Annotated in this window: 13 protein-coding genes; 7 read left to right on the top strand and 6 right to left on the bottom strand. The window is 49.4% G+C overall.

Going from position 1 to position 14,800, the window contains the following annotated elements:
- Nucleotides 1-3 precede the first annotated feature (3 nt).
- The 7 genes from IPM28_02240 (at nt 4) to IPM28_02210 (ending at nt 7,790) form a co-directional block, all read left to right on the top strand.
- Complete coding sequence (locus IPM28_02240; protein ID MBK9171810.1) at nt 4-360, top strand: hypothetical protein; 357 nt, start codon at nt 4-6, stop codon at nt 358-360.
- Nucleotides 361-540: 180 nt separating this feature from the next.
- Nucleotides 541-1,719 (top strand): glycosyltransferase family 4 protein, encoded by a 1,179-nt coding sequence (locus IPM28_02235; protein ID MBK9171809.1) that lies wholly within the window; start codon nt 541-543, stop codon nt 1,717-1,719.
- 79 nt (nt 1,720-1,798) lie between these two features.
- Complete coding sequence (locus IPM28_02230) at nt 1,799-2,962, top strand: glycosyltransferase family 4 protein (GenBank protein MBK9171808.1); 1,164 nt, start codon at nt 1,799-1,801, stop codon at nt 2,960-2,962.
- A 210-nt stretch (nt 2,963-3,172) separates the two neighbouring features.
- Nucleotides 3,173-3,841 carry a polysaccharide deacetylase family protein gene (locus tag IPM28_02225; GenBank protein ID MBK9171807.1) on the top strand — a complete coding sequence of 223 codons (669 nt, stop codon included), beginning with the start codon at nt 3,173-3,175 and terminating at the stop codon, nt 3,839-3,841.
- 32 nt (nt 3,842-3,873) lie between these two features.
- The gene (locus tag IPM28_02220) at nt 3,874-4,977 is read left to right on the top strand and encodes a radical SAM protein (GenBank protein MBK9171806.1); all 1,104 of its coding nucleotides are present in this window, start codon (nt 3,874-3,876) and stop codon (nt 4,975-4,977) included.
- Nucleotides 4,978-5,083: 106 nt separating this feature from the next.
- The gene (locus IPM28_02215) at nt 5,084-6,109 is read left to right on the top strand and encodes a glycosyltransferase family 2 protein (GenBank protein MBK9171805.1); all 1,026 of its coding nucleotides are present in this window, start codon (nt 5,084-5,086) and stop codon (nt 6,107-6,109) included.
- A 10-nt stretch (nt 6,110-6,119) separates the two neighbouring features.
- Nucleotides 6,120-7,790: a glycosyltransferase family 39 protein gene (locus IPM28_02210; protein ID MBK9171804.1), complete on the top strand. Its 1,671-nt coding sequence runs from the start codon at nt 6,120-6,122 to the stop codon at nt 7,788-7,790.
- A gap of 379 nt (nt 7,791-8,169) precedes the next feature.
- On the opposite strand, the gene IPM28_02205 is transcribed toward IPM28_02210, so the two are convergent.
- The 6 genes from IPM28_02205 to IPM28_02180 form a co-directional block, all read right to left on the bottom strand.
- Nucleotides 8,170-8,985, bottom strand: coding sequence for a hypothetical protein (locus IPM28_02205; GenBank protein MBK9171803.1), 816 nt, complete (start codon nt 8,983-8,985; stop codon nt 8,170-8,172).
- A gap of 106 nt (nt 8,986-9,091) precedes the next feature.
- Nucleotides 9,092-9,919, bottom strand: a complete 828-nt coding sequence (locus IPM28_02200) for a hypothetical protein (GenBank protein MBK9171802.1) — start codon at nt 9,917-9,919, stop codon at nt 9,092-9,094.
- Between the two features lie 330 nt (nt 9,920-10,249).
- Nucleotides 10,250-11,221, bottom strand: a complete 972-nt coding sequence (locus tag IPM28_02195) for a decaprenyl-phosphate phosphoribosyltransferase (protein ID MBK9171801.1) — start codon at nt 11,219-11,221, stop codon at nt 10,250-10,252.
- A 56-nt stretch (nt 11,222-11,277) separates the two neighbouring features.
- On the bottom strand, nt 11,278-12,057 hold the full coding sequence (locus IPM28_02190) for a hypothetical protein (GenBank protein ID MBK9171800.1): 780 nt from the start codon (nt 12,055-12,057) through the stop codon (nt 11,278-11,280).
- Nucleotides 12,058-12,257: 200 nt separating this feature from the next.
- On the bottom strand, nt 12,258-14,387 hold the full coding sequence (locus IPM28_02185; GenBank protein ID MBK9171799.1) for a hypothetical protein: 2,130 nt from the start codon (nt 14,385-14,387) through the stop codon (nt 12,258-12,260).
- 47 nt (nt 14,388-14,434) lie between these two features.
- Nucleotides 14,435-14,797 (bottom strand): hypothetical protein, encoded by a 363-nt coding sequence (locus IPM28_02180; GenBank protein MBK9171798.1) that lies wholly within the window; start codon nt 14,795-14,797, stop codon nt 14,435-14,437.
- Nucleotides 14,798-14,800: the final 3 nt, after the last annotated feature.

Here is a 14,800-nt window from a genome sequence, read left to right as displayed (position 1 = left end):
ACTATGTCTAAAGATGATCAAATCGAAGTGTCCCCGCAGGTAGATATATACTCCGAATTGAATGACGAAATAGCAGAAGAGGAGATAATTCGAAATGCTGTAATTCGGCTGAATAGCCACATTCTGGGTTTCGTCCTGGCGGTTATAAGCGCACTCGTTATTTTTCTGGCCACTAATTGGTTAGTTCTAAAAGGCGGTGAGGTCGTTGGCCCGCATATGGGACTTCTGGATCAGTTTTTCTTCGGGTACTCGGTCACATTTGTTGGCAGCTTGATCGGTGCCGCTTATGCATTTGTAATTGGCTACATTTGCGGTCTTGTAATCGGCCACATATACAACTGGGTCATCTCATTTCGCTAGAACAGCCCAGATTTTATTTTGATATGTGCTCAGTTGGCTAATCAGACCTGTGGAGGTTGATTATCACCGAATCTCTCGCGACCCGTTGGCGAAAAGCGATCAACCGTGGCCGGAATGTTGATTGGAATCGTATTGACTGGAAACCAGCTCCGGGTGCTACAGATAGTTGTTTGAGAACCTATGAGAATCGGAGTAGACGCATCTTGCTGGGGAAATCGAAGAGGTTTTGGCCGTTTCACCCGTGAACTCTTCTTCGCGCTGCTCGAACTCGATAAGTCGAATGATTACGTATTTTTTGTTGATAGCGAAATGTCTGATGCGTATGACATACCATCGGGCGTTGAAAAGATCGTAGCAAAAACGCAACAGGCTCAGATCGAAGCGGCCTCTGCGGGCGGTCGGAGATCGTTACAGGATATTTGGTCGATGACCCGCGAGGTGCTCAGACACCGCGTAGATGTTTTCTTTTTTCCGGCCGTTTACTCCTATTTCCCGATTCTCAACAGGACAAAGATCGTCCTTACGATTCACGATGTAATTGCTGATCATCATCCGGAACTTGTCTTCCCTGACCGCAGATCAAAGTACTTTTGGAAATTGAAACAGAATCTCGCGATAAAACAGGCAAATGTCATCGCAACAGTTTCAGAACATTCTAAAAATGAAATCGCGGATTACTTTAGGATCAACGAATCAAAGATCCGAGTTATCCCGGAGGCGGCAAGTTCAGTATTCCAAAAAATACCGCAGGATCGAATGTTCTTTTCTACCCTTTCGAAACATGGCCTGACTCCCGAACAACGGTTCTTGCTGTACGTTGGAGGCATTAGCCCTCATAAAAACTTAGGCACCCTGATCGATGCGTTCAAACTAATACTCGACCGGGATTCGAACCACGATATAAAGCTCGTTTTGGTTGGCGACTACACTGACGATCCATTCTATTCTGCCTATCCGACCCTAAAGAAGCAGATCGACGATCTCGAACTGCAGGGCAGTGTTTTGTTTACCGGATTCATAACAGATGAGGATCTCGTCTGCCTTTACAATTCTGCGACCCTGCTTGTTTTTCCATCTTTGGAGGAAGGATTCGGCCTGCCAGCGATAGAGGCAATGGCATGCGGAACTCCAATAGCTGCTAGCACATATGGCTCTTTGCCTGAAATTGTCGCAGGTGCCGGTCGGTTCTTTGATCCGACCAGTGCTGCTGGAATGGCAGATGTTATTGGCGACGTTCTTTCGAATGAATCCGTCCGGGCAGAAATGATACGTTCCGGGATGGAACGGTCAAAGGAGTATTGTTGGAAAAAGGCCGCCGATGAGACATTAGGGATTTTCAACTCGCTCGGCCCCCGATGATCAGACCATGATGGAGTCTTCGCTCAAATTTTGCATGGTTTCGACTTTCTATCCGCCTTTCAATTTCGGCGGTGATGGAATGCACGTTTACCGACTGTCAAATGAACTCGCACGCCGGGGACACACGGTAGATGTATTTTATTGTGAAGACTCATTTTTGTTCATGAACGGCACCCCGCCGACATCCACATTTCCGAACCATAGGCGGATAACTCTCTATCCACTGAAGAGCAGCGTGGGGTTTTTGTCTCCGCTTACCACTCACCAAACAGGAGTGCCGTTTTTCAAGGGCAAGCTCAAAGAAGCGCTTGAAGGTAACAACTATGACGTGATCCATTACAACAATATGTCGCTGATAGGTATAAAGGCATTGAGCTACGGTTCAGCGATCAAGTTGTACACCATGCACGAACATTGGCTTGTATGTCCGATGCATGTCCTTTGGAAGAATAACCGCGAAGTATGCACCAAACCCAGTTGTCTGAGCTGCCAGCTTCGGGGCAAACGTCCGCCTCAGCTTTGGCGAAGTACGGGTCTGATGGCGAAAATGCTCGAGCATATAGACTGTTTCCTTTCGCCAAGCCGATTTACACTTCAAAAACATCTGGACATGGGTTTGGACGTACCGATTGAGCATCATCCGTACTTTTTGCCGAGAGACAAGGACCGAGCCGATATTCCGACATCGAAAAACGGAACAAAGCCATATTTTCTTTTTGTAGGGCGTCTAGAATATATTAAAGGCGTTCAGAATTTGATCGAGGTTTTTCGTAGTCGGCCTGAATTTAACCTGAAGATTGCCGGTGATGGAGCGTACAGGCCCGATCTTGAACTTAGCGCAAAAGGTTGTCCCAACATAGAATTCCTTGGCCGGCTCACTCAAGATCAACTAGCTGACAATTACAAATCGGCTGTCGCGGTAATCGTGCCCTCAATTTGCTACGAAACCTTTGGAATCATTATTATCGAAGCGTTCTCATATCAAACGCCAGTGATCGTAAACGACCTTGGAGCCTTGCCCGAGGTTGTCGAGGACAGCAACGGTGGTTTCATATATCGTACTGAGGAAGAACTTCTCGATGCAATGAACAAACTGGTTGCGGATCCGAATCTCCGCGCGGAAATGGGAAACAATGGGTATCGCGCGTATTTGAAAGAATGGAATGAAGAGCCGCATTTAAATCGGTATTTTCGGCTGATAGACTCGATCAAAAATCGAAATATTACGGGCTCGGATCAATGATCGGACATTTAGGAACCATTACGGTTCCGTAGCACGCTGCATAGAGGGTGTGGGCCGAGTAATGAAGTTTGGGGAATTATTATAAATTGCGAAGTCGGCATTGAAACACGAGAGTGTATGCAAAAGTTCTCTATCCCAATCATAACCTATCATTCGATTGATGATAGCGGTTCGGTCATATCGACATCTCCCGCAATTTTCGCTCGTCAAATGAGATTCCTATTTGAAAATGGGTACAGCGCTCTCACTTTGAGAGACCTTCTCTCAATTGTCGATAATGACGGACAGTTGCCGCCGAACCCGATCGTACTGACCTTTGATGACGGATTTCAGAACTTCTATAATCACGCACTACCGATCCTAAGCGACGTCAACTTCAAGGCTACAGTGTTCGTCGTTACTGATTTCTGCGGCGGGTACAATGACTGGCCTGGAAACCCGTCTGATCTGCCCCGCAGTCCGTTACTCTCTTGGCAGGAAATCCGGGAATTAGATGAAAACGGGATCGAGTTCGGGGCACATGGGAAAAACCACTCAGATCTAACCAAGCAAAGTCCAGAGGCCGCGAAAATAGAAATTCTTGGGTCGAAGGCAAGGCTCGAAGATTCGATTGGCCGTAAAGTCCATTCGTTTGCGTATCCGTATGGCAGATTCAATTCGGCAACGAGGGGTCTGGCTGCCGCCAATTTTGACGGGGCGTGTTCAACAAAACTTGGAAAATACGGCTCTAATGACGATTTGTATACGATGAATCGACTTGATGCTTACTATTTAGGCAACCTCCGAGTTTTTGAGATGTTGTCGACTGCCGCATTCGATCGTTACATTTTGCTTCGTCGCTGCTTGCGCAGTGTACGATCTGCAGCCAAGAGCGTATAAGAATACGACCGTACCGTAAGGAACGTACAAATATGAAGTTAACTTCCAGAATAGCTCGTCACACTAAATTATCGCTCAAGGCGGCGACACACTCTCGCAGACAGACACCGCCGTTCATGATAATTTTTATCAATTCGATCTGTAATCTAACTTGCGAGCACTGCTTCTATTGGAAAGAACTGAACCAACGCAACGATCTTACGTTCGAGGAATTTGAAAGTTTGTCGCTTGAGCTTGGTTCATTCGAGAATTTGAACCTCTCTGGCGGAGAACCATTCATCAGACCGGATTTCGCCGAGATCTGCGAGCTTTTCATTAAGAACAATAATGTAAAGAACATTTATGTACCCACTAACGGTTACTTTACGGATCGTACTGAGAAGGCTCTACGGCAGTTAATGAAGAGTAAGACATTGGAGCTATTTGTCTGCGAAATTTCGTTGGACGGCATGCCGGAATATCATAACCGGTTTCGTGGAAACGCCCAGTCATTCAAGAAAGCGATGGAAACCTACGAAATGCTGGCCGGGTTGAATAGCGTTGATTCGCGTTTTCGTATTCATTCTAATACCGTCGCTATGAGCGAAAATATGGATGAAATATGGGATCTAACCGAATACCTGCATGATAATTGTCCTAAGATCGAGCATCACAATCTCGCTATAATACGTGGCGATCGAAAGAATCCTTCGCTTCAGGGCCCACAGCTTCAGAAGTATAAGGAGCTTTATCGGCACGTGGCTGAAGTATGGAAAGACCGCGAAGAAACCCGTTTTGGGTCAACGGTAGAACCACTCTTGCAATGGGCTAAGGTCAAGACAATTGAATCTGAATCTCAATATATTCCATGTAAAGCCGGCGTGCTGACCGGTGTGGTTTATGCAAATGGCGATGTCAGTGTTTGCGAACAGCACTTCCCGCTCGGAAATTTAAGGAACAAGTCATTTTTTGAGATCTGGGACTCTGAAGAGGCTCAGCGACTACGTGAACAGATTCGGGCAAAAAAATGTTACTGCACAAATGAGGTTTTTCTCTGGTCGAGTATCGTGTTCCAACCGATCCAACTGACCCGGGCCGTCATCGGTTCAAAACGGGACAGAATGATAACGGACGCTGCAGGACTCGCGAACGAATAACCGACTTTACTTTTGAGGATCTTGTGGCTTGGGTGATCTTACAAATTCAGGGCAGCGTGATAAATGAATAGGCTCACGGTATGATTGCCGCTCCGTCCGATCGACTATGGCGTTAAAGTCTCCCTACATCTCTGTCATCATCCCAGTTTATAACGGTGGACGATTTTTAGAAGAATGCCTGGATGCTGTGTTTAGGTCGAGCTTCCAGTCGTTTGAGATTCTAGTTGTGGATGACGCCTCCACCGATAAAAGCGCTGAGATCGCCCGTCAAAAAGATGTCTTGGTTCTTTCTATGCCAAAACAGTCTGGTCCGGCAGCCGCCCGGAATCTTGCAGCCGAATCAGCCCGAGGGGAGATCCTTATGTTCGTTGACGCTGACGTAGTGCTAAATATCGATACACTTGCACGCGTAGCGAAACGCTTTGAAACACAACCTGAGATCTCGGCCCTCTTCGGCTCCTACGATGATGCTCCAGCAGAACCGAATTTTCTTTCGCAGTACAAAAACCTGCAACACCATTTTGTTCATCAAACCTCGAATAGCGCGGCCTCAACCTTTTGGTCAGGTCTAGGTGCGATTCGAAAGGACGTATTTTTGGATTTCGGCGGCTTTGATCAAAATAAGTTTTCGATTCCCTCGATCGAAGATATTGATCTCGGTTTTCGTCTAAAAAGGGACGGATTGAATATTTTGCTTGACCGAGAGATCCAGGCTAAGCACTTGAAAAGATGGGATCTTGGTTCTCACCTAAGGACGGAGATTTTCGCTCGTGCCCTACCGTGGTCGAAATTGATAATCGCAGAAAAAGGCATGATAAATGACATGAACTTAAAGTCAACAGACCGACTTAGTGCCGTCCTTACCGGACTATCACTGATCATGTTACCGCTTGTTTTGTGGAAACCGATCGCATTGCTTGTACCGTTTGGACTTCTGGGGTTTGTCGTATTTTTGAACCGGAGGATCTTTAGATTTTTCATAGCGAAAAGAGGTATATTTTTCGCGATCGCAGCGATACCGTTTCAGTTTCTTTATTTCTTTTATAGTGGATCGGTTTTTGTATTATGTTGGCTCTATTACAAGTTACCGCTGTTCCATAGATCTCCATCGGAGACAGATCTCGGCGCTTAGCAAATTGCAGATGCGTAAATTGAATTTTCCACAAAACTTCAACACGAAATTGATTGGGAGCGCTGGTGAGAACATCTTTGTTGCCGCGAGCGTTGTTACGGCATTCGTGATCCGACTGATTTTCTTACCTCGTGATGCGGTTGTAAACCCGGATGGTTCCTATTACACGCTTCTTGGTGAAAGGTTTATGTCCGGCGATTTCGGTGGCGGCATCAGTGCATATTGGTCACCGTTGTACTCGATCCTTACTGGGATCTTCATTACCGTTTTTGATGATCGAGAATTAGGGGGCCGTTTTGTATCGCTTTTGGCGGGGACACTCTTGGTAATTCCCGCATATCTTCTGATCCGTGATCTCTACGGTAATTATCAGGCCTATATCGGCACGTTCTTGATGGTTCTGCATCCATTATTGATCAAATCGTCAGGCGTAGTGATGGTGGAATCGCTTTACACGTTCATATTTCTGACGTTCGTCCTATTTGGTTGGTACGCCCTTAAAAGCGGCAAACTAGCCACATTCTTTATAACTGGCCTAATTCTCGGCGCCTCGTATCTTACTAAGCCCGAGGCGATCGGATTTCTTTTTTTGATGCTTTTGCTTTTGATCTGTTTGGCGATATTCGGATCGGTTCTGAATATTCGTCAACTGCTTGCGTCCTATCTAATGATACTTTTTGGATTTGCATTGCTCTTCGTGCCATATGTTGTGTTTATACAAAGTAAAACCGGGGAGTGGACAATCAGTAAGAAGACCGCTGTAAATAGTCCTGCATTTCATTTTGAGGGCGAACTTGGCCATTTGTCGCCCGACGGTCGTTCGACTATGAAAGATATAATTTGGGGCGATGACTACAGAACGAGTAGTAATGTGCCGCCTCAAAGCGTTCCAGCAATCGCAAAGCCGCCCGAATATTCTCAACCAGTATTAGACATGATTACATTAAGCGAACGGGCACTGAGTTTGATCAAATTTCAGCTGAAAACTTATTTTCCTGAACTATTGCCGTTCCCTTTGATATTGTTTGCGATTATCGGTTTTTTTGATAAACCATGGTCGCGAGAACGTTCTGCAAATGAGCTTTACCTGTTCTCGATCGTCGCCTGTTCGGTTATCGGATACGCACTATCCGTAATCGAAACCAGATATCTCTTTCCATTGATACCGATCCTGATTGCATGGGCTGCAAACGGTATCGTCGAATTCAGCAATTGGGCGATCGAATCTTCGAAGCCCCATTTCCAGACCATAACCAAGTTAAAGCCACAACATCTTCAAGCAGTTACATTGATGATTCTGGTAGCCGTTCTTTCTCCAAGATTCGTTGCCACCGTGAAAGCGAATGGAATTGAAGACGTTCCTTTTGAAGAAAAAGAAGCCGGTGTTTGGATCAAGAATCGGTCGAATGGAAGTCGCCCTTTAGTACTGTCGTCAAACATAACGGTTGCGTTCTACGCAGAGGCAAAACACCTTTACATTCCTGATGCGGATATTCCGGCGATAATTAATTATGCGAAGATGCAAAAAGCCGATTATTTGGTATTTAATAAGCGCTGGGAGAAAGACGGCCCGGCATTTCAGAATAACGAATACAGCCTGATTAGTGAATTCAGATTGGTTTACCATGATGCTCAGGAACCGATATACGAAATTCGTGTTTTTCAACGTGTAGACGATTAGAATTAAACCTACATTGAAAAACTAAGCGCCTCCTACACAAATTGGACCGACAATGGAAATTAGCTGACCGAGTCGAATCGATTCGGTTCAATCGATTGTTAAATGGCCTTCGAAATCTATTCCCAATTCGAATAGTTAGCGGAACCGGATCTGTGCTGTAAAGTGAGGAAATACGACTATCTCAACTTCTTACAAAAACAACATTTAAAATTTGGCACATGATCTCGGTATCGCCTGTGCGTGACTTTGCGGAAGCGGCATTTAATGGATCCTGTAATTCGCTATAGAATGCTTGCAAGCGATGCAACAGGGGTTTCTTTATCGACTGAAGAACGAGCGGATGTTACTCTAGATGCGGGAAGCAAGTGACGCAGTTGAATTACTTCCGGTAAATCGTCATTACCCCCGATGCCGGAATCGTTGTTGTTAAGACCTGCCCGATGGCTAAACTCACATCAGCTAAACCTACGTCGTACGTCGATCCGGTTGAATATTTGATCCCGTAAACTCCGTTCGGCAAATTTCGAACTCGAAAAGTCCCTCCAACTTGAGCCTTCACGACAACTACGAATTTTCCATCCGTGTTAATAAATGCCACTGGATCGAAATTGCCATTTCCGCTTATCGCCTCGATTCTCTGTGCCCCGGCCCGGACAAAGCGGAAATAATGACGGAGATATTTTGACCGTGTTCCTAGTGAAATCGAAGGGTTCGCAGGATTTTGATCGTGTATCTGATAGTATTGGGCACCATTATCGCCTTGTCCTGCCTCGATAAAGGCAAGAGTGTACTGTTGCCATGCCGATATTCTGCCGAATTTGATGTCGTCGTGCAGAGTGTGCTGGTCGGCACCGATCCACTCAAGCATCGAAGTCCGTTTTCCAAATAGGATTGCACGGTCTGCGATACTCTGTAATACTGACTGGCTGACGCCGGCATAGCGGTGGTAGGAAAACTCTTTAACATACTGCATCGAACCCGGCGTTGCTGCGATCTGATCAATATAGCCTGGCGCGGTCGACGCGCTCGTAGTCGACGGCGCAACAAAATTCGGTGTGAATCCGCTTGCAACGAGCCGTTCGCCCGCTGCCTTAATTGCCATTGCCACCTGATCCGCGGACCAGCTTGCAGCCGGCGTGTCCGGTTCCAGGACTATTTCCCACGAGTCCGGTGTCAGCCCATATGTACTCTGCAAATGTTGGTACGCAGCGAGAACGAACTCAGCATATTCTGCGGGATCAGCCTTATGTTCGAATGGAGATGAACCGAAATCGACGTAGTTTACATTGATCCATAACGTTTCACCGCGCCTGAAGCCTCTGCCGCAGTGGCAAAACAATGTTAGTCATCGAATGGTCGAGGGCCGACCATTTGAAGCCATTTACATTAGTCGATGCTGGATTCGAATTATCGTTGATGATCTCATATCGCCTACCGAAGTACTGAGAAGCGGGGATTTGATTATTCTGCCATTGAGTGAAGTAGTCCGTCGGATTTTCCATTCCGCTAAAGACCTCCAAACGAACACGGTTTATTCCAAGGTCGTTGACGGCTTGATCAAACAATACATCTTTGTAGTTTTGCCACGCGGCAGATTCAAACTGTCCGGCTTGGTCCGTTGCTTCCCAACCTTGCATTGTCTGATGCCGAACCTCTGGAATAATCACTATCGTGTTATCGAGCGGTTGCTCGACCTTTCTGGCCATCACGGCAATCGCGGTCGTATGCGCGTTGCCTGCGGCATCCACGGCCTTTGCCTGAAGCAGCCGCTTGCCGACAGGCACAGCATTCCAATTGAACTTCGCGAGCGCGTTACGCTGACTCGGCACGAAATCACGGGTGGCGAACAGCGCACCGTCAACATACAGCTCCACACGACTGATTCCCACATCATCGCGGGCGATAACATTTAGCGGCACGTGGACATACATTCGTGAATACTGACGTAACCCGTCAAAAACAACAGTCGGAGATGACTCGTCCATTAATACCTCTTGTGGAACGGTGCTACGACAATTACTGGCTTGTACGAAAATCGACAGCAGGCCGACCAAAAATAACGTACATGTTCTCCTGCCCTGAAGTAACCAGGTGCCGGACGCATAGCAAGTCTCTTTGTGCGCGTTCATACGATTCATGTTCAAAAAAAGCCAACCGGATTTTGACCGAAATCTGGAATTGTTGTGGGATGAAATTCGAAGCCTGGTCTTGGGAGGGCTGAATAGCTACATTCTAAGTAGAACTCTCTCCGGCAAAAAAAGTCAAGCAGTTTTTCCAACTTGTATCGAGCTGGCAAAAGAACATTGTGCGAATCGAAACAAGCCTAATGCCAATTGCACCGTGTCGAATTCGGTGATCTCAGATCTCAAGCGCCGATTAAATTCAAATTTGTCGACAAAACAATGAACTCCGGCAAGAGGAACAATCCGACTGTTCAGATCATTGACTTCTTCAATTTCCTAACCGAAAAGTGACGTGTAGATGGTCGCAAAATGCATGCGATAAATAATTGCGGAGTTATACATGCCCCAGGCGAGAAGCGCAGCAAGTAACGGCTTGTCACTTACCAGTACAGTGCTCGGATTCCCGCCTTTTTTCGGGTCGTTGATCAACAAAAGATACCGAAACATCCCGTAAATGACAAAGACCGTACCATAGATCAATGTGTCGGTTCCAAACCTTTCGACCGTTTCTTGGGCGACCGTGTAGAGTGCATAAGACACTATCGATGCACCAATCAAGATGACATTCACCTGCTCGAGGTATGCGATCGAGTACCTGCCCAATACGCTGCGATGTTGAGTAGCACTCGCGGACAAAATTAGCAGTTCTTGGCGGCGTTTTGAGAATGCTAGGAAAAGAGCAAGCAAAAAAGCACAAACGATCAGCCAATGTGTTGGCATAACATTGATCGCAACTGCACCTCCGACGACCCTTAGTACGAACCCCGATGCGATCACGATGCAGTCAAGAATGGCGATTCGCTTCAGCAAAACACAATATGCCAATATAAGAACGTAATAGGCCGCCGCGATTATCGCAAAACTCCCGCCAACAAATAACGCCAACAACATTCCGGTGGCCACAAGGAAAAGAGAAGCTACCAAGGCGGCCGTAACCGTAAGAGATCCAGAACTTATTGGTCGGTTGCGTTTCTCAGGATGAGAGCGGTCTTCGCGAGCGTCAACACAGTCGTTCACCATATACAGCGAGCTTGACAGCAAACAAAATGTGCAAAACGCAAGAGACGCCGAACCAAGTGCAGCAATATCGGTGAGTTTGCCTCCGAACAATACCGGGGCAAATACGAAAAGGTTCTTGACCCACTGATGTGGGCGCATGCTTATCGAAACCAGACGCGGCAGCGACACTCGCTCGAAACTCAAAACAGCATTACTCGACGGAACGAGTGTCGAACCTCGTTTTGACATAAATTCTTCGAGAACTTAATGGATTCAAATAGTTTAGAATTGATTCGCCGCAAAAACTATGGAGCCGGCAGCGGCACCCCTGCAATGTCGAATCGTCTACCGAATACAGCCCAATCCGATCTAAACTGTGCGTAACTACTCCAAACAACGACGTAACCGCCAGAAGCGCCAGCCGCGACCCACGGACCGCCTTGGGCACCCACACTGTAGGAATTTATTTGAAACTCGCTACCTTGCGGACTTCCGGTCGCACCAAAGCGTTGGCCGAAAATACCCGCACCGTCACCGTCCGGACCGTCGCTTTGCCAAACAACGAGAAATCGTCCGGTCGGATCAACTGCAATGGAAGGGTAAAGCTGGTCATTAAGCACAAAGGTGTTGACCCGGAATTCGGAACCGACCGGGTAACCGCTTGAATCATACCGCTGGCCGCAAATCCCGAATCCGCTGCCATCTTGGCTACTACTCCATACAGCCGTAAAGTTGCCTGACGCATCTCCGCCCAAAGCAGCCCAAAGCTGATCGCCAGTTACCGTGCTGTTAATTCGAAATTCACTACCCACGGGAGCTCCATTTGTGTCAAACCGTTGAGCGTAGACACCGTATCCACTTGCGTCCTGTCCGCGACTCTCCCAGGCAACAATAAAATTGCCAAATGAGTCGACCCAAACACGAGATCTCCCCTGATTATCGGACGTGAACGTGTTGACCCTAAATTCCCCACCCTGCGGCGTTCCGGTGGCTTCAAAACGCTGGGCGTAGACGCCACTACCGCTTCCGTCTAGTAGATCGCTCGTCCAGGTCACAATAAATCTACCGTCTGTCCCAGTTGCCACAAAGGGATCGAATTGACTAACTGCAGCAGTGGAATTCACCCGACATTCACCGCTCAGTGGTGTCCCGTTAGAACTGTAACGACGACACGAGATACCATACGAACTACCATCCATCCCTTCACTTTCCCAAACTATCACGAAATTGCCGTTGCTATCGACTGTGGCTTTTGCGACGAACTGATTAATCGCAGTGATCGTACTTACCTGAAACGATCCACCCAAAGGGGCACCATTGGAGTTGGAGTCGGAGCAGTGCCGCCCGATAGTGTTGCGGCCTGCAGGGTCACATTGCTCCACGCATTGTACGTCGTGTTCGCCACCCACCTCACCGTCAGTGTCTGCCCGCTCGCTGCCGCCTGATAGTTCAGCGTATATACCCGGTTGCTCGTCGCCGTCGAATTCGATAACGATGTGTCCACATATACCGGTGCACTCCCGTCGCTCAGACTTGCCTCGAATCGACCTCCCGCCGCCCACAGCCCGACATACATCTTCAGCGTCCGCACTGCCGTGTCCGCCGGCACCGTTACCTGATATCCGTTATTCTGCCCGATCACCCATAGTCCCGTAGCTACATTCGTCGCACTCCCGGTCGGTGTCCCGCCCGTCCAGTTGTAAAGCGTCGGGTTCCCTCCGAATTGCTGTATCGTCCCTGTCCCCACTCGCGTATAGTTGCTTATTTGCTGCGTAACCCCGCTTTTGCGGTTGAAACTGCCCGCCGACGTCAACCCCCAATGTGCCCAGTCAGCCGTCCCCTCCGCCGACAGATCCACCGCACCCGTCGGGGTCACAGCACTCGTCACCGATAGTGAGCCGCTTCCACCTGCTGCATTGACCGTCACCGTCACTTCGTCCGTCGCCGTCAGCGAACCATCGTCTCCCGTCAGCCTCACAACATACGTCCCTGCCTGACTGAAACTCGCCGTTGTGTTCAATGCATTGACATCACCGAACGTCACCGTCCCTGGCCCGCTGACCGTGCTCCATGTGGTCGTTACCGACGCAGGCGGGTTAGGCAGCCCGTCGTCACTCGCTGTCCCTCCCATGTTCGCCGTACCAGGCAGCGTCACCGTCATGTCGCTTCCCGCATTCACCACCGGCGCCTGATTCACCGGTACCGGTGTTGGAGTCGGGGTCGGAGTTGGGGTTGGAGCAGTGCCGCCCGATAGTGTTGCGGCCTGCAGGGTCACATTGCTCCACGCATTGTACGTCGTGTTCGCCACCCACCTCACCGTCAGTGTCTGCCCGCTCGCTGCCGCCTGATAGTTCAGCGTATATACCCGGTTGCTCGTCGCCGTCGAATTCGATAACGATGTGTCCACATATACCGGTGCACTCCCGTCGCTCAGACTTGCCTCGAATCGACCTCCCGCCGCCCACAGCCCGACATACATCTTCAGCGTCCGCACTGCCGTGTCCGCCGGCACCGTTACCTGATATCCGTTATTCTGCCCGATCACCCATAGTCCCGTAGCTACATTCGTCGCACTCCCGGTCGGTGTCCCGCCCGTCCAGTTGTAAAGCGTCGGGTTCCCTCCGAATTGCTGTATCGTCCCTGTCCCCACTCGCGTATAGTTGCTTATTTGCTGCGTAACCCCGCTTTTGCGGTTGAAACTGCCCGCCGACGTCAACCCCCAATGTGCCCAGTCAGCCGTCCCCTCCGCCGACAGATCCACCGCACCCGTCGGGGTCACAGCACTCGTCACCGATAGTGAGCCGCTTCCACCTGCTGCATTGACCGTCACCGTCACTTCGTCCGTCGCCGTCAGCGAACCATCGTCTCCCGTCAGCCTCACAACATACGTCCCTGCCTGACTGAAACTCGCCGTTGTGTTCAATGCATTGACATCACCGAACGTCACCGTCCCTGGCCCGCTGACCGTCTTCCATGTGGTCGTTACCGACGCAGGCGGGTTAGGCAGCCCGTCGTCACTCGCTGTCCCTACCATGTTCGCCGTACCAGGCAGCGTCACCGTCATGTCGCTTCCCGCATTCACCACCGGCGCCTGATTCACCGGTACCGGTGTTGGAGTCGGGGTCGGAGTTGGGGTTGGAGCAGTGCCGCCCGATAGTGTTGCGGCCTGCAGGGTCACATTGCTCCACGCATTGTACGTCGTGTTCGCCACCCACCTCACCGTCAGTGTCTGCCCGCTCGCTGCCGCCTGATAGTTCAGCGTATATACCCGGTTGCTCGTCGCCGTCGAATTCGATAACGATGTGTCCACATATACCGGTGCACTCCCGTCGCTCAGACTTGCCTCGAATCGACCTCCCGCCGCCCACAGCCCGACATACATCTTCAGCGTCCGCACTGCCGTGTCCGCCGGCACCGTTACCTGATATCCGTTATTCTGCCCGATCACCCATAGTCCCGTAGCTACATTCGTCGCACTCCCGGTCGGTGTCCCGCCCGTCCAGTTGTAAAGCGTCGGGTCCCTCCGAATTGCTGTATCGTCCCTGTCCCCACTCGCGTATAGTTGCTTATTTGCTGCGTAACCCCGCTTTTGCGGTTGAAACTGCCCGCCGACGTCAACCCCCAATGTGCCCAGTCAGCCGTCCCCTCCGCCGACAGATCCACCGCACCCGTCGGGGTCACAGCACTCGTCACCGATAGTGAGCCGCTTCCACCTGCTGCATTGACCGTCACCGTCACTTCGTCCGTCGCCGTCAGCGAACCATCGTCTCCCGTCAGCCTCACAACATACGTCCCTGCCTGACTGAAACTCGCCGTTGTGTTCAATGC

Source organism: Chloracidobacterium sp., from assembly GCA_016716305.1.
Taxonomy (GTDB): domain Bacteria; phylum Acidobacteriota; class Blastocatellia; order Pyrinomonadales; family Pyrinomonadaceae; genus OLB17.
The sequence above is the reverse complement of the archived record's forward strand: the minus strand, read 5'-3'. Positions and strand labels throughout refer to the sequence as shown.